Origin of the sequence: Marininema halotolerans (genome assembly GCF_900116235.1) — a bacterium.
GTDB classification, from domain to species: domain Bacteria; phylum Bacillota; class Bacilli; order Thermoactinomycetales; family DSM-45169; genus Marininema; species Marininema halotolerans.
This window is the reverse complement of sequence record NZ_FPAA01000002.1, coordinates 299,257-319,230: the sequence shown is the minus strand read 5'-3', so window position 1 is coordinate 319,230 and position 19,974 is coordinate 299,257. Positions and strand designations below refer to the sequence as shown.

At 39.5% G+C, this 19,974-nt stretch carries 18 protein-coding genes; 13 read left to right on the top strand and 5 right to left on the bottom strand.

Translation table 11 applies throughout. The features are described from left to right. The first annotated feature begins 645 nt into the window (after positions 1-645). On the top strand, positions 646-1,704 hold the full coding sequence (locus CHX35_RS03750) for an endonuclease/exonuclease/phosphatase family protein (protein WP_091834131.1): 1,059 nt from the start codon (positions 646-648) through the stop codon (positions 1,702-1,704). Positions 1,705-1,848: 144 nt separating this feature from the next. Here CHX35_RS03750 and CHX35_RS03745 read toward each other — a convergent pair whose 3' ends face one another. The 4 genes from CHX35_RS03745 to CHX35_RS03730 form a co-directional block, all read right to left on the bottom strand. After that, the gene (locus CHX35_RS03745; RefSeq protein WP_091834128.1) at positions 1,849-2,139 is read right to left on the bottom strand and encodes a S1C family serine protease; all 291 of its coding nucleotides are present in this window, start codon (positions 2,137-2,139) and stop codon (positions 1,849-1,851) included. 721 nt (positions 2,140-2,860) lie between these two features. Further along, positions 2,861-3,094 (bottom strand): hypothetical protein, encoded by a 234-nt coding sequence (locus tag CHX35_RS03740; RefSeq protein WP_091834125.1) that lies wholly within the window; start codon positions 3,092-3,094, stop codon positions 2,861-2,863. Beyond that, positions 3,087-3,677, bottom strand: coding sequence for a GNAT family N-acetyltransferase (locus CHX35_RS03735; RefSeq protein WP_091834123.1), 591 nt, complete (start codon positions 3,675-3,677; stop codon positions 3,087-3,089). Before CHX35_RS03735 ends, CHX35_RS03740 begins: the two co-directional genes overlap by 8 nt. Positions 3,678-3,781: 104 nt before the next feature. Then, positions 3,782-4,198, bottom strand: coding sequence for a tetratricopeptide repeat protein (locus CHX35_RS03730; protein WP_176391867.1), 417 nt, complete (start codon positions 4,196-4,198; stop codon positions 3,782-3,784). 961 nt (positions 4,199-5,159) lie between these two features. On the opposite strand from CHX35_RS03730, the gene CHX35_RS03725 reads away from it, so the two are divergent. From CHX35_RS03725 to CHX35_RS03670, 12 genes are all read left to right on the top strand, one after another. Next, positions 5,160-6,011, top strand: a complete 852-nt coding sequence (locus CHX35_RS03725) for a multinuclear nonheme iron-dependent oxidase (protein ID WP_091834118.1) — start codon at positions 5,160-5,162, stop codon at positions 6,009-6,011. Further along, entirely contained in the window at positions 6,011-6,808 is a 798-nt protein-coding gene (locus CHX35_RS03720) for a hypothetical protein (protein WP_091834114.1), read from the top strand. Before CHX35_RS03725 ends, CHX35_RS03720 begins: the two co-directional genes overlap by 1 nt. 411 nt (positions 6,809-7,219) lie before the next feature. Continuing rightward, on the top strand, positions 7,220-9,016 hold the full coding sequence (asnB, locus tag CHX35_RS03715) for an asparagine synthase (glutamine-hydrolyzing) (RefSeq protein ID WP_091834110.1): 1,797 nt from the start codon (positions 7,220-7,222) through the stop codon (positions 9,014-9,016). Positions 9,017-9,018: 2 nt separating this feature from the next. Further along, complete coding sequence (locus CHX35_RS03710; RefSeq protein ID WP_091834107.1) at positions 9,019-9,984, top strand: diaminopimelate epimerase; 966 nt, start codon at positions 9,019-9,021, stop codon at positions 9,982-9,984. Beyond that, the gene (locus CHX35_RS03705) at positions 9,981-11,087 is read left to right on the top strand and encodes an acyl-CoA dehydrogenase family protein (RefSeq protein ID WP_091834104.1); all 1,107 of its coding nucleotides are present in this window, start codon (positions 9,981-9,983) and stop codon (positions 11,085-11,087) included. Before CHX35_RS03710 ends, CHX35_RS03705 begins: the two co-directional genes overlap by 4 nt. Continuing rightward, positions 11,080-12,396, top strand: coding sequence for a dihydroorotase (locus CHX35_RS03700; protein WP_091834101.1), 1,317 nt, complete (start codon positions 11,080-11,082; stop codon positions 12,394-12,396). Before CHX35_RS03705 ends, CHX35_RS03700 begins: the two co-directional genes overlap by 8 nt. A gap of 85 nt (positions 12,397-12,481) precedes the next feature. After that, entirely contained in the window at positions 12,482-14,275 is a 1,794-nt protein-coding gene (locus tag CHX35_RS03695; protein WP_091834098.1) for a M3 family oligoendopeptidase, read from the top strand. A gap of 4 nt (positions 14,276-14,279) precedes the next feature. Beyond that, on the top strand, positions 14,280-15,524 hold the full coding sequence (locus CHX35_RS03690) for an MFS transporter (protein WP_091834095.1): 1,245 nt from the start codon (positions 14,280-14,282) through the stop codon (positions 15,522-15,524). A 491-nt stretch (positions 15,525-16,015) separates the two neighbouring features. Further along, positions 16,016-16,321 (top strand): IS66 family insertion sequence element accessory protein TnpA, encoded by a 306-nt coding sequence (gene tnpA, locus CHX35_RS03685; RefSeq protein ID WP_091834092.1) that lies wholly within the window; start codon positions 16,016-16,018, stop codon positions 16,319-16,321. Continuing rightward, a complete protein-coding gene (gene tnpB / locus CHX35_RS03680; RefSeq protein WP_091834089.1) occupies positions 16,311-16,667 on the top strand; it encodes an IS66 family insertion sequence element accessory protein TnpB in 357 nt (118 codons plus the stop codon). Before tnpA ends, tnpB begins: the two co-directional genes overlap by 11 nt. 55 nt (positions 16,668-16,722) lie before the next feature. Continuing rightward, positions 16,723-18,330: an IS66 family transposase gene (gene tnpC / locus CHX35_RS03675; RefSeq protein ID WP_091834086.1), complete on the top strand. Its 1,608-nt coding sequence runs from the start codon at positions 16,723-16,725 to the stop codon at positions 18,328-18,330. A 41-nt stretch (positions 18,331-18,371) separates the two neighbouring features. Further along, positions 18,372-18,881, top strand: coding sequence for an SMI1/KNR4 family protein (locus CHX35_RS03670; RefSeq protein WP_176391865.1), 510 nt, complete (start codon positions 18,372-18,374; stop codon positions 18,879-18,881). A 174-nt stretch (positions 18,882-19,055) separates the two neighbouring features. Here the strand turns inward: CHX35_RS03670 and CHX35_RS03665 are convergent, their stop codons facing one another. Then, positions 19,056-19,781, bottom strand: a complete 726-nt coding sequence (locus CHX35_RS03665) for a S1C family serine protease (protein ID WP_091834080.1) — start codon at positions 19,779-19,781, stop codon at positions 19,056-19,058. Between the last annotated feature and the right edge of the window lie 193 nt (positions 19,782-19,974).

Here is a 19,974-nt window from a genome sequence, read left to right as displayed (position 1 = left end):
ATATACGAAGGGATCAACGGTTTCACTTCGTCAATCGAGGAGGCAAAGCTGATGCTCTGAGAGGGATAGACACTAATGTATGGATGCCAATTGATTGCCCCAAAATATATTGAGCAGGTGCCCTTGCCCACCACTATAATTGAAGCCTCTGTCTGATCGTCCCTTAAGGATCTTCCATCCTTAAGGGACGATCTTTGCCACTGATGACATCAAGAGTGACGATATGGTTTAGATGAGGGAATTACCGAGAGCACCTAAATCACTATCATAAGGGCTTCGTTGACACTCCTTGGCGAAGGGGAGTTAGCGTGCTACAATCCTTTCTGGTTCGTGAGACTCTCACGTTTAATGCAGCTAGAAATGAAAGGTTTTACCTGTTGTACAATAAATAAACTCATGATAATTTAAAATGATAAAAGCAAGAAGTAGCTCATCTGAGAAAGGCGGTTCAAACCCAAGATTCCTTAGACTTTTAAGATGGGCGGCTGTCATGCTCCTACAACCATATCATTCGATTGGGTGGATTTTTGCTTTCGATCTGGATTGATAAGTGGATTTATATTCGATAATTATTTTAAATATCGTCGATATAGGGATATTATGTATATTACACAATAATATATTTTGCAAAGGGATTGAAATGATATGAAAAAGCGGTTTAAAATATTGCTGCTATTAATTTGTAGTCCACTTGTTATTGTGGGTGGTTTTCTCGGTTATATGACCATAACGGACTATGTTCCACCCAATTCTCTTTCTATTCCCATTGAGCATAATACCCATCAGCAGTTAGATGTGGGAGTCCCTTTCACAGTGACTTCTTTTAATATCGGCTATGCGGGTCTTGATAAAAAAGAAGACTTTTTTATGGATGGTGGAACGGATTCTCATGGCAGTAGTCAAGAACAGGTCATGAAGAATCTAGAGGGGATCACACAAGTATTAAAGAAAGAGAACTCTTCCTTCTTCTTTCTCCAAGAGGTCGATATTGATTCATCTAGAAGTTTTCATGTGGACGAGTTAGCTCATATAAAAAAACACTTGCCTAATAAAAGTGTAACCTTTGCACTCAACTATACCGTTCCTTGGGTTCCTGTGCCTGTTTTTGATCCGCACGGTTCTACCCAATCAGGGCTCGCCACTCTATCAGAGTACAAAACAACAAAGAGCACTCGCTTTTCGCTGTATGGAAAAGAAGCTTGGCCGCAACAGTTGTTTGATTTAGATCGTTGTATCATGGAAAATCGAGTTCCGTTGAAAAATGGGAAAGAATTACTTATGGTGAATGTTCATCTCTCTGCATACGACAAGGGTGGAAAGGTGAGAAAGCAACAACTTCAATTTCTCCAAGAGTATATGAACAAAGAGTATGCACGAGGAAATTACATCGTGCTAGGTGGCGATTGGAATCATCAAATTCCAGGAACGAATTCAAAACGTTTTAAAACCACAGAAGCTTGGCCGGATTGGATGCAAACCATTCCGAGTAATTTTGCTCCATCCGGCTTTAAATGGGTAGCTGATCCTACGATCCCTACCTCTAGAACGCTAGCCCGTTCTTATCAAAAAGGAGTAAACTTCCTATCCAATATTGACGGCTTTATCGTTTCCCCGAATGTTAAAGTAATGAACACTTATGGACACTCACTTGGATTTGAACATAGTGACCATAACCCGGTTACCACACAATTGGTTTTAAAATAAATCACTTTCGGCTCACGCCTGCTTTGGGCGATAAGTGGTTAATGTGTTGCTATCAAAGATCCTCTGATGATTACCCTGAAAAAGACTGCCTAATCAGCAGTCTTCCTTTATAGAAGGGATCCGCTTAAATTAAGCGGATCCCTTCTAGGTCTTCTCAATATACGAACGTATTAAGGGTTTTATTTCGTCGATGGGGATGGCAAAGCTGATGCTTTGGGAGGGGTAGACCACTAATGTATTGATGCCAATTGCTTGCCCAAAAATATTGAGCAGGGGTCCTCCGCTATTGCCAGGGTTGATGGCTGCGTCGGTTTGAATGACCCGGCTGAAGAAACGGTCGGCCATGCTTAATGGGCGGTCTTTGCCACTGATGACACCAAGGGTGACCGTATGATTAAGTCCGAGGGGGTTACCTATGGCAACTAAATCACCTATATTAAAACGAACACTGGGATTTTACTTTACTGTGATACAGATGCCTAGCCCATATCATTATCTCTCATTACAGTAATATGGATGTTGATTATAAGTGCCGTTGTGAATATGATCTCTAAAGGGTTAAAGATCACAAAAGGAAAAATCACACGTATAATGTTAAGTAAACTAATTTGTGAGTTGCATAATTCAATTCTGAACCCCTTCACAATGAAGGATAGGATAGAGGAGAGTCCTTTGGGTCAAGTAACTTACCTGATGGCAAAAGCCGGAGGGGACAACAGCATATCATAAAAAGCGGAGGGGGAACAGAAAACGTGCAAGACCCGAATACTAAAAAATAAAGGATCAAGACAAAGAAAAACCCTGGTAGTTTTTACAATGTCACGACAAGATCCACAGTGGGAAATTACAACGCCACACGGAATGAAACACTGGAAAGCTGGATGGATAGAGTCATCCAAGGTTTTGTGCTTTTAATCTTTACATATCGGGTTTAAGAGGCGTTGAGGTAGAAATTTCTCTAGGAAAAACACTATGGTGTAAATGGATGATCCCCGTCCCCGTTAGCCAGAAATCTTTCTCTATCATGGCGCTACATTGAGAGAGAGGATACAAATGGGAGGATTATTAATTTGAATCCTTTATTAATGCAAATAGTAAGGAGAACGTCAAATTGACGTCCTCCTTTTTCTGTTCAACTAGGTCATGGATGTTATATTCACTTACTTAAGGCTTTCTCAACTGCCTCTTCTTCTGAAACGGCTAGGACCATGGTATCTGTTCTATGGTTATATTCCTGTTGTAGTAATTCCTCTTTAGCATTTTTCCACTTGTTCAAAGTATCCTTGTCGACCATACATTTTACTTCACCTTGCCAAGATGTTATGCAGACTGCACTCCTTTTTGTAATATCCACGGAAAAGACCTCTTGATCAAGAATTTCCTTAAACATGAGTTTCATCCTCATTTCTCTCATAAAATTTGATTCGATCGGCAACAATTAAATTTGCAACTTTGTGCGGGAGAGTAATTTTACCCCTGCTGATAAATCCAGCTTTTTTAGCAGAAGGAATAATAATTCTGTTTCTTCTATCTGGTTCTCCAATTATTTTCTTTGACTCTTTGTTTCTCTTGAAGACAAAATCGAGTCCTAATTGGAAATAAGGGACTACATATTTTTCTGCTATGTAGCTGCGCTCACCGATCACCACATGTACTCCGATATCGTTAATATCAAAGTCATCATAATGATCTTTTAAGTCTTCATTCCTAACCAGGTATGTTAGTAGAAAAGAGAATGGCTCACCATCTAATTCAAAAATAAAGTGTTCTCGTCCAGGTGTTGATGTTGTCCTTTTCAGATAAGCAGAAAAATCCTCGTTTGATACATCAAGTTTCCAAAAAGGTGATATATAAGGGCGGTGCATCCAATCATGTAACACTTCAAAGTCATTGATAAGATCTAGTTTACGGATACTCATCGTTAACCCCAAATCATCAATATATTTGCTATGAAGTATTCTGTTTTTTTTCATTCACGTCAGATCCTTTGATAGAGTAGTTACTCGTAATTATAATTGAAAAGGATTATCATTATCAACAATAATTTATTTTTTTAAATAGGAATTAAAAAAATAAATTAATTAAAGGGATTTCTAAAATTACTGTACATTCTAATATATTCTATTTCTTTATCACTTCCAATTTTAGCATAGCATACGGACAACTTGAAGAATAGTTCAGCGTATTTATATTTAAGATAATTATTATTGAGCAGACCGAGAGCTTTTTCAAAATACTGGATGGTTTTTTCGTTATCATCTTTTTTATAAAACAAGTCTCCAATTTTTATTAATAAGTCAATATATTTTACACCTGTATAATCTTCTTTCTCACAAAGAGCATTTGCAGACTCATATACATCATGAGTATCCTCGGATTTATCTTGATTCAGCAACAATTCACCTAATGATATATGTAATTGAACTATTTTTGATGTATCAAACCTAACTGTTTTGCAAAGTTGAATTACGGAAGGATACAGATTTTCAGCCAATTCTAATTCGCCCATATCTGCAAATATATCACACATAAGCATGCATATATCTATGTATCTATCAAAACAAGAACAAAGCAAACAATAAGAAAGTCCTATCTTCGCACTTGAAATAGCATTCTTAAAATGCTTTCAAGTCCAAATCCATTGTTTTTTTTGTGAGATATGATCAAAATTAATCTCACGTTTCAAATTAGTGAAATGCAGTATTGATTAAAATTAGCCAATAAATTGATGACGGTGGCTTTGAGGTTGGATGCAAAGTATTGAGACATGAGATCATAAATGTTAATATCTCAAATTATAAAAGATAAAAATATTTTAATTTTGTAATTTGTAAATAATTTATATTGCATTTTTGCATTTTATTAAATTATAATTGGCCATATAGTTGGAGGGTTGGTATTGAATTAAGGGTCTAGAATTGGTTGAAGTAGAGTAATGCGTATCACATAATAACTGCGTGATCATTACTAAATATAGTAGGTGTGCATACTGGTAAGTGATTATCTAAAAGACGGGAAGAATAGGGAGTGATAGAAGCAACAAATGTGACGCCTGAGGCAACGGGGGGGCGTATCAATTTAACACGATCAAGCCCCCTTCATCGAACCCCAACGGAACGAGAGAAGGGAGTAAACGATTAAACCACGTGCTCACAACACTCTCTGGAGACACTTTTCGTGTGTATGATATAGTTTCATGTGGTTTTTAAAAAGACTTCTTAAAATATATTGATATTTTTATTTTACAAATCTTACTTAGAGTTGTATGCTTTAAATGATTATTAATGTTAAACATTGTCTTCATATACTCTATATTTAGAACTTCACTTCTGAAAAAGCCAAGAAATAGAACTAGCAAGAAAGTGTCAAGATCGGGATTATACTATGCTCAGTCTCTTTTTTGACAGTCTGAGTCATCCAGCAACTAAATTAAACGAAGGAGTGACTATGATAAAATGACTTACCCTCATTTAGGAGTCGGTATGCTCGTTCATAATTCCAAGACCTATATGGATTATCTTGATAAATTAGGTGATATATCAGACGTTTACGAGTTACTGTTAATTCAGTATATGAACGAGCCAGACGAGTTAAACAAAATGGCTGATCGACTGGGGAAACCTATAATTGCTCATACAACAAGGTTTTCTTTTGGAACAGACGCTCCAGTTGAAAGAAATTTATTAGATAACATGAATGATCTAATATTTAGATGTAAGGCAAAGTGGTGTGGAGATCATCTATGTTTTACTGGAGTTCCAGGTTTAGGTTCTGGTGGTTTGCTTCCTCCTATTATGAATGAAGAATCTGTTGATGTTTTTGTTCGAGGTATATTAGAAGCCAAAAAGGTGATCAATACACCATTACTAATCGAAAACGTAGTGCAATATTATCAAGTGGGAACTATGTCTCAAGCTCAATTCCTTAAAGATGTGGTAGAGAAGGCGGATATCGGAATTGTACTTAGCATGGAAAATATCAGTACTTCTAAGTCGTTCATGGAATCTGATTATTATGAGTTTATTGATACTATTCCTGTTGAGCGAATAGTTCAGATTCATTGTACAATTGGCAACAGCCAGGAACAGAAAGAGATGAAATCTGATATATTTGGCACTATTTATGACAAGCAAATGATGCAGTACGAAGCGCTGGAATATTTGGTTAAGAAGAGGGGAGTTAAGCCAAAGGCGTTTATATGGGAGTTGGAAACAGAAACTGATTCCCATCCAGAGGTCGAAGAATTACGTCAACGAATGGAATGGGCTAATTCATTGTTCTTTAAGAACAAAGGAGCGGGCTACTAATGGGTGTATTACAATTACAAACCTTTTTGACACGTTATATTAGAGATAAGTCGTTGCGAGAAAAAGTAAAATCACTGCCAATTGAAACCCGGTATTCCGAATTTGGCTTTTCCAAAGAAGAGTTAAAACTAGCTGTATCATTAGACTTCACTCAACTGGATCGTACAGTAAATCAATTAGATCGCGAGCGAAGGGCAAAAAGACGCGCTGATTTTGCTGAATTTACCACAGTTCTACAACAGGTAGGAGTATTTGATTCATTCTTTTCTTCATTCTGTAAACGTTACACAGATGGGTTTCTTACTCCAGATGTAGAGGCTAAGCGATTTTATGACCATGCTCAGCAATATATTTATGACAATCAATTGCCAGATATTCTTGCTGACCTTGCTACATATTCCTTCCAGGTATTCAATGTATCACAAGTATCTTTACAGGATCCATACAATAATATTTCATTAAATTTTGATAGACCATTGTATCTAAAACGTCCTTTTTCTATAAAAACAGTCTCATACAATTTAATTGACATTATTGATAATGATGAAATCAAGAGAATAGAAGATTTGGCAGTGATTCCGAAGAAACAGACAACGTATTTTTTTCAAAAGGATTATTTGAATGCCATAAGCTCAAATATATTTGAAATTGATGATCCTATTTTTTTTCGATTACTTGATAATAACTTAACTGGAAACGAGATTCTTAATAAAGCTGATTCCCTCGAGGAAATGGAAGAATGGAAAAACATGATTTGTGAAATATATGATCTCGAAATAATTGGAATGAGGGACTGAACAAAAAGTGCTATGAAAGGGGGTGAATATCATGAAAAAAGTTCAAACTCGGAACAACCAAGGAAAAGTTGAAAAAAACGCTGGTGGCAACTAAGTGGTAATTAATTGCTGAGAATCAGACATTGAGAGTGCTATAAGAAATGACGAATATAAAGTGCTATGAAAGAGGGTGAATATCATGAAAAAAGTTCAAACTCGGAACAACCAAGGAAAAGTTGAAAAAAACGCTGGTGGCAACTAAGTGGTAATTAATTGCTGAGAATCAGACATTGAGAGTGCTATAAGAAATGACCAATATAAAGTGCTATAGAAGGGGGTGAATATCATGAAAAAAGTTCAAACTCGGAACAACCAAGGAAAAGTTGAAAAAAACGCTGGTGGTAACTAAGTGGTAGTAAAAGCGGGAGATAAATCTCCCGCGTATTTTTTCTAAGGGGGGTTTTTAAAATTTGTGGAATCGTCGGCTTTCATATAAAGGGTGATCGTTATCAATCCTATGTAAAACTGAAAAAATGTACGGGCTCTTTAGTTCATCGAGGTCCAGACTCGGAAGGAATTTATTTAGATGACTTTATGGCTTTGGGTATGCGCAGATTAAGTATTCGCGATTTAGCCTTCGGTGAGCAACCGTATTATAATGAGCGAAAAAATGTTGTTGTCGTATTCAATGGTGAAATCTATAACAATGATCGGTTACGTTGTTGGTTAGAGAGCAGAGGACATACCATTGATTCTCAAAGCGATGGAGCCATTCTTCCTCACCTATATGAAGAAAAAGGGGAGCGCTTGTTTGAAGAATTAGATGGGATGTTTGCGCTTGCAATTTGGGATGCTGAAAAAAAAATATTGTTATTGAGTGTTGATTCAGCAGGAATAAAGCCTTTATACTATACGATTCAATCAGATAATGAGTTTGTATTCGCTTCAGAGATAAAAACAATTCATCAATTTGATAAAAGGCCGTTTGAGTTAGATCCCTCGGCGATAGGGAGTTACCTTTTATTTAAATCAATTCCAACTCCCTATACGCCGTATAAAAAGATCCGGAAACTAAAACCAGGCGAAGTTTTGATTTATAAAACACAAGATCAGAAATTGGTAAGAAAGTACTTTCAGCCACATGTATCAACCATTACAGATCCTTTTAAAGAATTTTTCTACGAACAAGTACGTACAACGATGTTGAGTGATGTAAAAGTTGGATGTATTGCTAGTGGTGGACTAGACTCTAATCTTGTCCTAAAAGCAATGGCAGAACAAATGGATGAACCTGTTCCCGTATTTACAGTCGGCTATCCTATAGAGACAGAGGACGATGAACGGATATATGCTCAGCAGATGACAAAAGAAGTAAACGGGCATTTTCATTCAGTCCTTTTAAATCCCTTAGAAGTTCCAGAAATGCTAGAAGAAGTAATCTGGCATTTGGATGAGCCTAATCAGGATCCAATTACCTTACCGTATTATGCCCTTATGAGAGAAGTCAAAGAGCACTGCAAAGTAGTGTTGACTGGGGATGGTTCAGATGAATTTTTTGGAGGATATAGTCGTTTTCACCATTGGGACAAGAATGTTGGATTGGATGTAACTCAGAGTCAGTATATTTCTGATCTGCTACTTTTCAGTGATACACAATTAAAAGAGATCCTAATTTTACAGAATAATGCTTGGGAGCCATATGCTGAACCAATACAACAACTAAATCAAGTTCGTTCTTTAAAAGGCGCCATGGAGTGGGAGCAGAAGTTTCGTTTACCAAGTTACCATCTCAATCGAGTAGACAAGCTATCCATGGCTTGGGGAGTCGAGGCCCGAGTTCCATTCCTACGACCCTCTATGATTGCGCAGGCTCGATTGCTTTCAACGGGAGATCTCCGTATAGATGGAGTGGAGAAGGTATGGTTAAAAGATCAAGCATCACAATTTATGCCTCGTTGGTTGATAGAACGTAAGAAGAAACCATTTACCTTTCCGATGCAAGGTTGGATGCGTGATCAATGGAAGAATTGGATTTATGAAACTTTGTTTTCTTCAAATTCCATAATTTGTAATTTTGTACATAAAAATTCACTATTATCGATTTGGAATATGCACCAAAAAGGTGCAGACTATAGCCATCATCTGTGGAGTTTTATTGTACTTGAAACATTTCTTCAATTACAGAAAGGATCGTTCAATTCCCTTTATCAAGATCAAAGGGCGGGATAGTTATGTTGATTTATAAACAAAGTACGTTTGTTCCCATTTATATCAGTGGGGTTACTCGAATTGCGGTTATTATTCCTGAGTATGAAATTATCCATGAAGGGCTTTCTCCATTGGAAATAGCCCGGAAAGTGTATTTAGAAAGTAGTTTGATTAATAAACCCACTAATAAATTAATATTTATTCATTCAATCAAAGATAAAAACCATTATATTGTCAAGTTTACTCAATATGTTCCGGAATTTGATCTTATTGACGAAAGCGGCGATTGTGGCAATGCTTTAGTTGCTTCTTACTTATTCTTGCGAGATAGAGGTGATATTGATAAGCTTGCAAAATTTACATCATTAAATACTGGGAAAGTTGTAGAAATAACCTACTTAGGCAGATATTCTAACCAGCATAGGGTGCAGATCTCATTTAAAGAACCTGTACGAACTATTAATGAGAATTTATTGAGTACGAATAAACCGATTTTGCAAATAAAAGATGGAGATATGGATTATAAAGTAACTGCTGTAAATGCAGGAAACCCATATATTTGGCTACGTGCGGGTGACTTGTCTCCACTGGATTTATTTGAATGGAGTCATAGGGAATATTCCTTATTGATGCGGATTAGATCAATAGTCCAGAGAGAGTTAGGAATTAACTGCCACTCTGTATTTCCTAAGGTAGCTGTTGTTGATAAACCAGTGTGTAAGTTTAATCATATACGAACTAGAATGATTACTGTACCTAGTTGGCATGGTAGATTTGCATTAACAGGTGTGACTAATTTAATTGCTGGATTATATACGAATGGTACACTTATGACTCAGGTTGGGAAGACTATGACGCCTTCACTTCCTTATTTCATAGAGATTCCAGGGGGAACGATACAGGCTACTGGGCATGTGAAAGGAGGAAAATTAGAATCTGTAAGTATATTACAAGAAGGATATAAAATTGGGGGAGTCAATGTGCCATGAATCTACAAGAAAAACAGAATTGGGGGATACCAAGCGATTTAATTCGCAGGGAGGCTATAATTTCTGAAAAGGCAGGTAGCTATCCCGAAATGAGTATTCAAACGCTTCTCAGAAAAGGGCTTATGGGGGTATTAATTCCTAAAAAATGGGGAGGGAAAGGGGGAAATATCCTTGAGATGACGAAAATCGCCCTTGTACTAGCAAAGGACTGCCCTTCATTAGCAACAATTTATATGTTTCATAATCAAGTAGTAAAGCGATTATTGGATTTTGGTACCTCTGAACAGAAAGAAAAATGGTTACCACTATTGGCTAATGAATGGGTGGCATCCTCTTCTTGGAGTGAACTGAAGGCGGGTGCAGATAAGTCAGAACTAAATACAAAGGCAAAATGGAAAGAAGGTAAATTAGTTTTGGATGGGAGCAAAGCCTTCTGTACTGGTGCTGGGTTCTCCTCTTTGTATACCGTGCTAGTTAGAACTGGGAATAATTCTGGAGAGGAATTAACTTTTGTCTTACTTTGCAAGGATGACAATGGGGTTTTATTTGGAGCCGATTGGGATGGTTTGGGACTACGTTCGACCTCCACTCGTGAAATTATTTGTGATAACTGTTTGATTTATCCTGATCGTATACTTGGAGGAATAGGGCGCGGAAGAGAAATGATGGAGATCAATCGAGCCAGTGCAATTCATCCTGGGATAATTGGTTTAGGAATTGCACAAAATGCTCTGGATATTTTGCGGGAGGAAATTAAGAATAAGCCTAAAATATGGGGTTTTCAGAATACGCGCTTCATATTGGCTGACTTCTATGCACGAATCCAGGGACTTGAATTGTTGATTTTGGAGGCTGCAAATCTTGCAGATCAACGGAATCCGCGTGCTTCACTATTAACCATGCAATCTAAGCTTTGGGCAGCACAACTATGTAAAGAAGTGACGAATGAGGTTCTCCAACTTTGTGGAGCACAAGGATATGTAAGGGGTCACAAAATAGAAAAATTGGTTAGAGATGCAATGGCGATCGGTATCATGGGCCCTACTACAGAGTTATGTAAAGAATTTATAGCGTCTTCTTGGTTAGGAGGAAATAATGAGTAAACATTGGGATGGTCTTATTTTCGGTGGAACTGCCTTTTTGCCTGAGCCCTTACACAATTCCTATATAGGTATAAAGGATGGATATATAACTTATATAGGTGACGAAAAACCTAACGTTTTGTATGAATGGGAGTATAACGCAGAGGGTTTAGCAATTTTCCCCGGTTTAATTGATACACATGTTCATTTTCGAACTCCAGGACTGGAACATAAAGAAGATTATTTTCATGGTACTCAAGCGGCTGCTGCAGGAGGAGTGACAACGATATTAGATATGCCTAACACTCGACCGCCATTAGAGTATCCACAACAGATTAGTGAAAAGATTGCCAAAGTGACGGGCAGTTCTTATGTAGATTTCGGTTTTCATTTTTTACTTACTAACCGTAATCTTCCTTTTATCAAGGATAGCATTTCTTCGAAATCTGTGGCCTCTGTAAAAGTTTTCATGGCAGGACATGAAACTGCCCATCACACGGTATATGATGAAGAGTATTTGACCAGTGCAGCTGAAATTCTTGCGGAAAAAGGTATAATGCTAACGGTTCATGCTGAGTATCAGCCGTTAATTCAAGGGAGTTCAATACCTATTTATGAAAATCGAGCTGCCGCAGTAGCAGCTGTACAAATGTTGATACGTATAGCTAAGAAAACAAAATGTGCGATTCATGTACTGCATGTGTCGACAATAGAGGAATTACAATTGTTATTTAAAGCTAAAAACGAAAATATCCCTATTACATATGAAGTAATCCATCCCCATTTAGCTTTTACTCATAACGATTATATGAAACTCGGAGAATTATTAAAATTGAGGCCGCCACTAAGAGAGAAAAAAGATGTTGAGTATATGTGGAAATCATTGATCAAAGGAGATATACAATATGTAAGTTCAGATCATGCTCCTCATACAATTAAAGAAAAAAAATCAGATATACCACCTGCAGGGATGCCTGGAGTACAGGAGCTATTACCCATGGTTTATACAGAATTGTTTCAGCGAACTAAAGATGTTACTCGGACATGTAGCTTGATAGCAAAATTATTAGGGGAGAATCCAAGCTATCTCTTTCGGATCGCCAATAAAGGGAAAATAGCTTTAGGCTATCATGCGGATCTTACATTTTTCGATTATAATAAAAAATGGAAATTATCTTCTGAAGTTCTTTACTCTAAATGTGGGTGGTCCCCATATGAAAATATGTATTTCCGTGGACTCGTAGTAAAAACAATGCTCCGTGGAAAAACAATTTACAGTGATGGACAGATGGTAGGGGATGCAATGGGTCACCCTGTCAATTTCAATTAGATTATTAAATTGATAAAACATAATATCGCTATATTACCATATTCATGTGATATATTTGTTAACTATCAAGAGAGTAGGTAAAGGTATGAATAATCAAATACAAGATTACAGTTTAAAATGGGATCTAGATGTCCTTTTTGCAGGTGGAAGTTCTTCCTCTGAGTTTCAGAATTATATAGAGTCCCTTGAAAGGGATATTAAGAAATTTGATGATCTTATAAACACTATTGGACAGCATTCTCTAAAGGAACTTAGTATATGGAAGGATATTCTTGATAGATGGCAAGATCTCTTATGTCGGCTAGGAGAAGCGGAATCATTTATCAGTTGTTTGACAGCTCAGAATATGAGAGATATGGGAGCACAGGGTCTAATTGGACGTTTGTCAATTATTGAAACAATGTATAGTGCTGTGTTGAAAAAGTTGGATCAGATATTTTTTCAGATGAATGAATATGAATGGAGGAATATGCTTGATAGCACTAAATTTTCATCAATTTCGTTTCCACTTGAAGAGAGAAGACAACGAATGTCAGAACTGTTAACGTTGGAAAGTGAAAACTTGGCTAGTGACTTAGCTATTGATGGTTATCACGCTTGGGGGGATATGTATAGTTCAATCGTTAGTCGAATAACCATTCCATTTTCAGAGGATAGAAGGACACATCAATTATCTGTTGGACAAGCAATGAATAAATTAGATAGCACTGATCGTACCATCCGACAAGAAGTGTTCCATTCACTAAATGATGCTTGGCAGAGAGAAGAGGATCTCATTGCGTCTATCCTCAATCACTTAAGTGGGTTTCGACTTAGTTTATATAGGCACCGGGGATGGGATTCCCCACTCAAAGAACCGTTAGATAATAATAGAATATCGGAGGAAACTCTTTTTACGATGTGGGAAGTTATCGATCAAAATAAAGAGAGTTTACTCAAATTTTTAGAGCGTAAAGCCGAGTTACTTGGGGTAAAAAAGCTGACTTGGTCTGATGTATACGCACCAATAAGCAAAAAAGAAATTTCAATAACTTATGATGAAGCTGTAAGTACTTTGTTATATAGACTTCAGCGTTTTGACCCAGAATTAGCAGATTTTGCTAAAGAGGCATTTAAAGAACGTTGGATTGAAGCAGAGAATAGACCTGAAAAACGTGGCGGAGCTTTTTGTACTTATTTCCCTGATAGTAAGCAATCACGTATTTTCACAACTTTTTCGGGTACCTCATCCGTGGTGAGTATGCTCGCCCATGAACTAGGACATGCATATCATCAATATGTTATGCGTAATTTACCCAAATTGGTACAAAGTTGTGGGATGAGTTTAGCTGAGACAGCTTCAACGTTTACGGAACTTATTGTTTCTGATGCTGCAATTGCCGAAGCGACTAGTAAGCAAAAAACTTTACTATTAGAAGAGAAAATAAGACAAGCAGTGTCCTCCTTGATCGGAATGCAAGCTCGATTCCTCTTTGAGACAAGATTTTACAACGAGAGGAAAATGGGATTTGTTAGTGTGAAACGGTTGAAGGAATTAACGGTACAGGCTCAACAAGAGGCGTTTAGTGATTCTCTTTCTGAGTATCATCCATGGCTTTGGGCATCTAGACATCACTATTATATTACACAAGTTCCATTTTATAACTTTCCATATACATTTGGATATCTGTTTAGTACAGGTCTGTATAAGAGATCTATGGATGATGGATTTACTTTTTTCAATAAATACGTGAATCTATTACAGGATACAGGTAACATGCAGGCAGAAAAACTTGCACAGAAATACTTAAACGTGGATCTGACTTCTCCTGAATTTTGGCAAAGCGGTATTGATCTAATTAAGAAAGATATTGATGATTTCCTAGAATTAACCGAGTAAAAATATGATAATGTGGATGGTGAAGTGGATGCAGTTTGATCTATTGCGGAGAAATTCATATTTCCGTTATCTTTGGTACGCCCAGTGGGGGAGTACATTGGGAGATTGGTTTAATCAGGTAGCTTTAATGCAAACTGTATTGATGCTAACTAATTCAATTTCTGCAGTTGGAATATTGTTACTTTGTCGTTCTTTACCTTATGTTTTTTTAGGACCTATATTAAGCCCTCTCGTTGACAAGTGGCCAAAGAAAACGATCATGATTGTTACCGACATCATTAGAGCTTTTCTTGTATTAAGTTTTATTTTGGCCATAAGCTACAAAGCAATATTTGTATTGTATATTTGTTCATTCTTATTTGGCGTGATGAGTGTTTTGTTTGAGCCTGCTAAACAAACACTTCTACCGTTAATCGTTGGCCGTAAGGATTTGGCTGAGGCAAATGCTTTTTCTTCTGCTACAAATGCAACAGTCAATATTATTGGAGCAATTTTAGGAGGAATAGTGTCATCTGTATTCAGTCCAATAACTTGTTTTGTTATAAACTCGCTATCGTTTCTATGGTCATCTCTATACATATACAAGATAAAATACCAAGAAAAAAGAGAATTTGAGGATTCGAAACAACCATACAAAAAACTACTAAAAGAAGGCCTAGTCGAAACCAAACAGAACACCTTGATTCGCTATATTATCTTGATTGGATTGTCATGGGGACTAGTTGGTGGAGGATACTATATTTTAATTCCTTATTTAGGTAACAATGTTTATCATTTGGGTGGACTAGGTATTGGTTTATTATATGCTATAGATGGGTTAGGAATTTTGTTGGGAACTTATTTTGTATCAAAACTGATCAAAGCCAATTTTAAAAGGGCTTTGATCAGTTTTGGAGTAGCATATGCATTCCAAGCACTGTGGTTTTTTCTATTAACACAATCCACTGACTTTTACTATGGAAGTGCCTTCTTATTTTTAATGAGATTTTGTGGAGGAATTATCATTCCTTTAAGCACTTATATGGTACAAGTGGGGACATCTGATGAGATTCGTGGAAGGGTCTTTGCCTTGTATAATTCTAGTTATGTAGGTATAATGCAAATTTCCTACTTCGGAACTGGCTATGCTTACGAACAATTTGGTTTACCAGTTGTGGGATTGATCAGTGGAGTCGTATCACTGCTTTGTGGATTGACATGGCTTTTTCAAGTGCAGAAAGGGAAGTTTTATTTGTCCGTCTCTAAATAAATCTAATTAGGGAATTGGTCTTACTCCTGTTATTCGGTCCATTGTTTATATTCGCCCCAGATACACCTGAGTTTTGCCAAACCCCTCCAAGCATTCGGAGGGGTTTTATACCTAGCCTAATCACCATGACATGGACTTGAGTCAATAAGTGAGACAGTAAAAAGTTAAGTCTAAGCGGTAGCGTGCTTGAGAAACTGCTCTTCAAAGGTTTGTGGCGTTTGGTAGTTTAATTGACTATGAATGCGTTGGCAATTGTACCAACCTTCAATAAATTGAAAGAGGGCATGCTCTTTTTACAGAAGCATTGGATCTCATCGCGAAATACTGGCCAGAGATGCATGACGAGCTACAATCTAACGTGCATCGAATTGTAATGTTGAGCCGCCAGGTCTTCCCTTTTTCTCATAAGCATCAAATATCGCCCACCTTCTACCCCAATCGATCCCATGAGATAATCTCCTCAAGAATAAACGTCGAGGAGGTTTTTTCTTTTGACCCGAACCGAGAAAAGAAAGGCATGGGAAGCACGTGTTGCGTCTTTTCAGGCAAGCGGGCAGAGTGTACCCCCGTGGTGTGCCGTTCACGAGATCAAAGAGCATCAACTGCGTTATTGGCTCAAGAAAGCGGAATCGATTAAGGCGACAGCCTTTTCCTCGCAATGGATGCCGATTGAAGTAGGTGAGCATGCAACTGGCGCGCTGACGATTCGGCTGGGCGCAGCCACAATCGAAGTGGAGTCTGGCTTTGACCCGGTCCTTCTCACAGATGTCGTCAAGGTACTAAGCGATGTTCACTAACACCCGCGCCCAGCGCGTCTACTTGGCTTGTGGGAGTACCGATTTACGAAAGTCCATCGACAGTTTAGCTGTCCTGGTGAAAGAAGGGTTTAATCTGGATCCCTTCTCTCCTTGTCTGTTTGTTTTCTGTAATCGCAAGCGGGACAAACTGAAGATTCTCCAGTGGGATCACAATGGGTTTTGGCTGCATTATCGGCGCTTAGAGCGAGGCACCTTTTCTTGGCCAAAGGAGGGGGCGACGACGCCCCTGATAATTAGCTCCCGGCAATTGCGATGGCTATTGGACGGTCTTCCGCTAGAGCAACGGCAAGCCCATCGTGCGGTCCATGCTCGCACCATTCTATGAAACGTTTTCATTAAAAACAAAGGCAAAACGTTGTGGTTTGTTGTAAAATCGAAGCATGAGAAAAACGACGGCGAAGACCCAACCCACCACCATCGAGGATTTACAAGAACGCTGCGCATCGCTCGAAGAGCAGAACACCTCGCTTGAGCAGCAAAATATCGAATTGGCAGCCAAACTGAAGTGGTTTGAGGAGCAATTTCGCCTCAGTAAACAGCGTCAGTTTGGCACTTCGAGCGAAAAAAGTGATTCGGACCAGCTGGAGCTGGATTTGTTTAATGAAGCCGAAGTGGAAGCCGATCCAGCGATAGCAGAGCCCACGGTGGAAACGATCACTTATCGCCGGAAGAAGACACCGGGTCAGCGGGAAGCCAAACTGGAAAGCCTGCCAACGGAAACGGTAGAGTACCGTTTATCCGAAGCGGAGCAGGCTTGTTCGTGTTGTGGAGAATCCCTGCATGAAATGAGCACCGAAGTGCGGCGGGAATTAAAGGTGATCCCGGCTGAAGTTAAAGTAGTCGAGCATGTTCAACATGTGTACGCCTGTCGTCACTGTGAGCGAACGGATGTACAGACTCCTATCGTGACTGCACGGATGCCAAAACCAGTATACCCCAAGAGTTTGGCTTCGCCCTCAGCGATGGCGTACATCATGAGCCAAAAGTATGTGGACAGTCTTCCTCTTTATCGGCAAGAGCAACAATTTGCTCGCCTTGGAGTAGCACTTTCGCGGCAGACGTTAGCAAACTGGATACTTTACGGAGCCCACACATGGCTCCATCTCTTCTATGACCGGATGCGTGATCACCTTCTGAAACGGGACATCTTGCATGCCGATGAAACGACGCTGCAGGTGTTGCGTGAAAACGAGCGATCTGCTCGAGCCTCATCCTACCTCTGGCTTTACCGCACAGGAAGAGAGGAAGCTGCTGCCGTCGTCCTTTATGACTACCGACAAACCCGGGCGAGTAAACATCCGCGCACGTTTTTGTCAGGGTTTAAAGGGTACCTCCAAGTGGATGGCTATGCCGGGTACAACGGCATAGCCGATGTCACCCTTGTGGGGTGCTGGGCCCATGCTCGGCGTAAATTTCGCGAGGCACTTCAAGCGCTTCCCGACTCGGCGGCCGCTTCATCGGTGACGGCGAAAGAAGGGCTCCAGTTTTGCAACCAACTCTTTGCCATTGAACGGGACACCAAGGATGTCTCCGATGACGAGCGTTACCGGATTCGCTTGGAATGCAGCCAGCCGGTGCTGGGGGCTTTTTCAGCCTGGCTTCGCACACAAATACCTAGAGTCCTACCCAAAAGTGCCCTGGGTCAAACGATCAAATACTGTCGGAATCAGTGGGAGCGATTAACGGCCTTTTTAGCCGATGGGCGATTAGAAATCGATAATAACCGAGGGGAGCGCTCCATCAAACCCTTCGAGGTCGGTCGAAAGAATTGGCTCTTTGCCAACACCGCACGGGGTGCTCAGGCGAGCGCTATCATTTATAGCGTGGTGGAGACAGCAAAGGAGAATCGCTTAAATCCCTTCCTTTACCTGATCTACTTATTTGAAAGGCTTCCGAACATCGATACCAATGAGGAGAGCCAATTCGATCAGCTGCTCCCTTGGTCGCCTGCCCTACCCGACACCATACGCGTCAAGAAGGATAACTAAAGCATACTTCAATCCCCATCTGGCTAACAGGTGGGGATTATTTGACGCTTACAAACACTGGATCTTTGAAGGTGCAAAATGGAACGGGATATTTGCAAGAAGTGACGTTTGAATTTAAAAAACCTGCTTCAGAAGAGGAGATTAATAAGGCACAGGATACTTTAGGAATTACACTTCCTTCTGATTTGCTGGAGTTTTATCGAATTAGTAATGGCGCGTATTTGTTTATATCAGATGATGGATTAGATCGTATAACAATTAACAGTACACAAGATATTGTTGATCGATTGGATGACTTCCCAGATTGGGCGAATGATTGGATTCCGATTGTTAGTTATTACGAACATGAATTTATGATGAATAGGAATGCCATTAATAATCAGAAAAACAACTATCTTTATGCAAGAGATTTGCTGGGCAAAGTGGAAGACGCTATGGACCTAGGAAGAAATTTCGAAATATTTTTGTCGCGACTGATTACTGCTCAAGGTGATGACTACTGGAAATGGCCGATTTATACGGCTGAAAATTTCTATAGAACGCATTCATAATGGTGAACATACAGGTTTAACTCTATGATTTCTGATATCAATGATTCAATCTCGTATGGTTGTTTTGCATCAGGTAGGGGAAGAAGGAAACCAAATTAACATCCAATAAAAAGACTGCCTAATTCCTCGGCAGTCTCCTATAGAAGGGATCCGCTTAAATTAAGCGGATCCCTTCTAGGTCTTCTCAATATACGAACGTATTAAAGGTTTTACTTCATCAATGGGGATGGCAAAACTGATGCTTTGGGAGGGATAGACCACTAATGTATTGATGCCAATTGCTTGCCCAAAAATATTGAGCAGGGGTCCTCCGCTATTGCCAGGGTTAATCGCTGCGTCGGTTTGAATGACTCTGCTGAAGAAACGGTCGGCCATGCTTAATGGGCGGTCTTTGCCACTGATGACACCAAGGGTGACCGTATGATTAAGTCCGAGGGGGTTACCGATGGCAACAGCCCATTCGCCAACTTCTGTGGTTCGAGAGGAGCCAAGGGAGAGAGGACGAAGGGGTGAGGGGGATTTTACCTGAAGGACTGCGATGTCCCGTTCGGCATCTTCCCAGATGACAGTTGCGGGAAGTGAGCGTTTAATATTGTAGAGGTGAATTTGGATTTTCTCGGCGCGCCGGATCACGTGTTGATTAGTGAGGATGTACCCTTGTGGGGAGATGATAAATCCCGATCCGAATTGATGACTGGGGTTTTCTGGTTCAGGAGGAGGTTGCATATCCGTCATAAATCGTTGCCAAAATCCCTGAGTACCCGCTCGTTGGGGTGGTTCTTGGGCGGAGATAGAGACTACGCTATTTCGGACGCGGCGAATGATGGGAACGAAGGTGTTGGCTGGGTGGAGGGCCGCAAGTGATTGAACGTCATGACGTTTTCCATTTGCTTTTCTCATGGGTGGCGGTGTAGGTTCGCCACTTTTGGGTTATTGGGATCCATACACCTTTCCTCCTCTGGAGGTTCTCGTTATACGGTTCGTATCATTGTATGGATATACCCTTGGCATGTTCGGGCTATTTTCTTGGGTTATATCGAGAAATCACGGTTGTTCACCCCGAGGGAGGAATCAAGTCAACTTAGGGTGTTTT

What these genes read in the sequence shown, in the direction of transcription:
- CHX35_RS03750 (WP_091834131.1), top strand. Translation starts at nt 646, where the DNA reads ATGAAAAAGCGGTTTAAAATATTGCTGCTATTAATTTGTAGTCCACTT.
- CHX35_RS03740 (WP_091834125.1), bottom strand. Translation starts at nt 3,094, where the DNA reads ATGTTTAAGGAAATTCTTGATCAAGAGGTCTTTTCCGTGGATATTACA.
- CHX35_RS03735 (WP_091834123.1), bottom strand. Translation starts at nt 3,677, where the DNA reads ATGAAAAAAAACAGAATACTTCATAGCAAATATATTGATGATTTGGGG.
- CHX35_RS03725 (WP_091834118.1), top strand. Translation starts at nt 5,160, where the DNA reads ATGACTTACCCTCATTTAGGAGTCGGTATGCTCGTTCATAATTCCAAG.
- CHX35_RS03720 (WP_091834114.1), top strand. Translation starts at nt 6,011, where the DNA reads ATGGGTGTATTACAATTACAAACCTTTTTGACACGTTATATTAGAGAT.
- CHX35_RS03710 (WP_091834107.1), top strand. Translation starts at nt 9,019, where the DNA reads ATGTTGATTTATAAACAAAGTACGTTTGTTCCCATTTATATCAGTGGG.
- CHX35_RS03705 (WP_091834104.1), top strand. Translation starts at nt 9,981, where the DNA reads ATGAATCTACAAGAAAAACAGAATTGGGGGATACCAAGCGATTTAATT.
- CHX35_RS03700 (WP_091834101.1), top strand. Translation starts at nt 11,080, where the DNA reads ATGAGTAAACATTGGGATGGTCTTATTTTCGGTGGAACTGCCTTTTTG.
- CHX35_RS03695 (WP_091834098.1), top strand. Translation starts at nt 12,482, where the DNA reads ATGAATAATCAAATACAAGATTACAGTTTAAAATGGGATCTAGATGTC.
- CHX35_RS03690 (WP_091834095.1), top strand. Translation starts at nt 14,280, where the DNA reads ATGATAATGTGGATGGTGAAGTGGATGCAGTTTGATCTATTGCGGAGA.
- tnpB (WP_091834089.1), top strand. Translation starts at nt 16,311, where the DNA reads ATGTTCACTAACACCCGCGCCCAGCGCGTCTACTTGGCTTGTGGGAGT.
- tnpC (WP_091834086.1), top strand. Translation starts at nt 16,723, where the DNA reads ATGAGAAAAACGACGGCGAAGACCCAACCCACCACCATCGAGGATTTA.
- CHX35_RS03665 (WP_091834080.1), bottom strand. Translation starts at nt 19,781, where the DNA reads ATGAGAAAAGCAAATGGAAAACGTCATGACGTTCAATCACTTGCGGCC.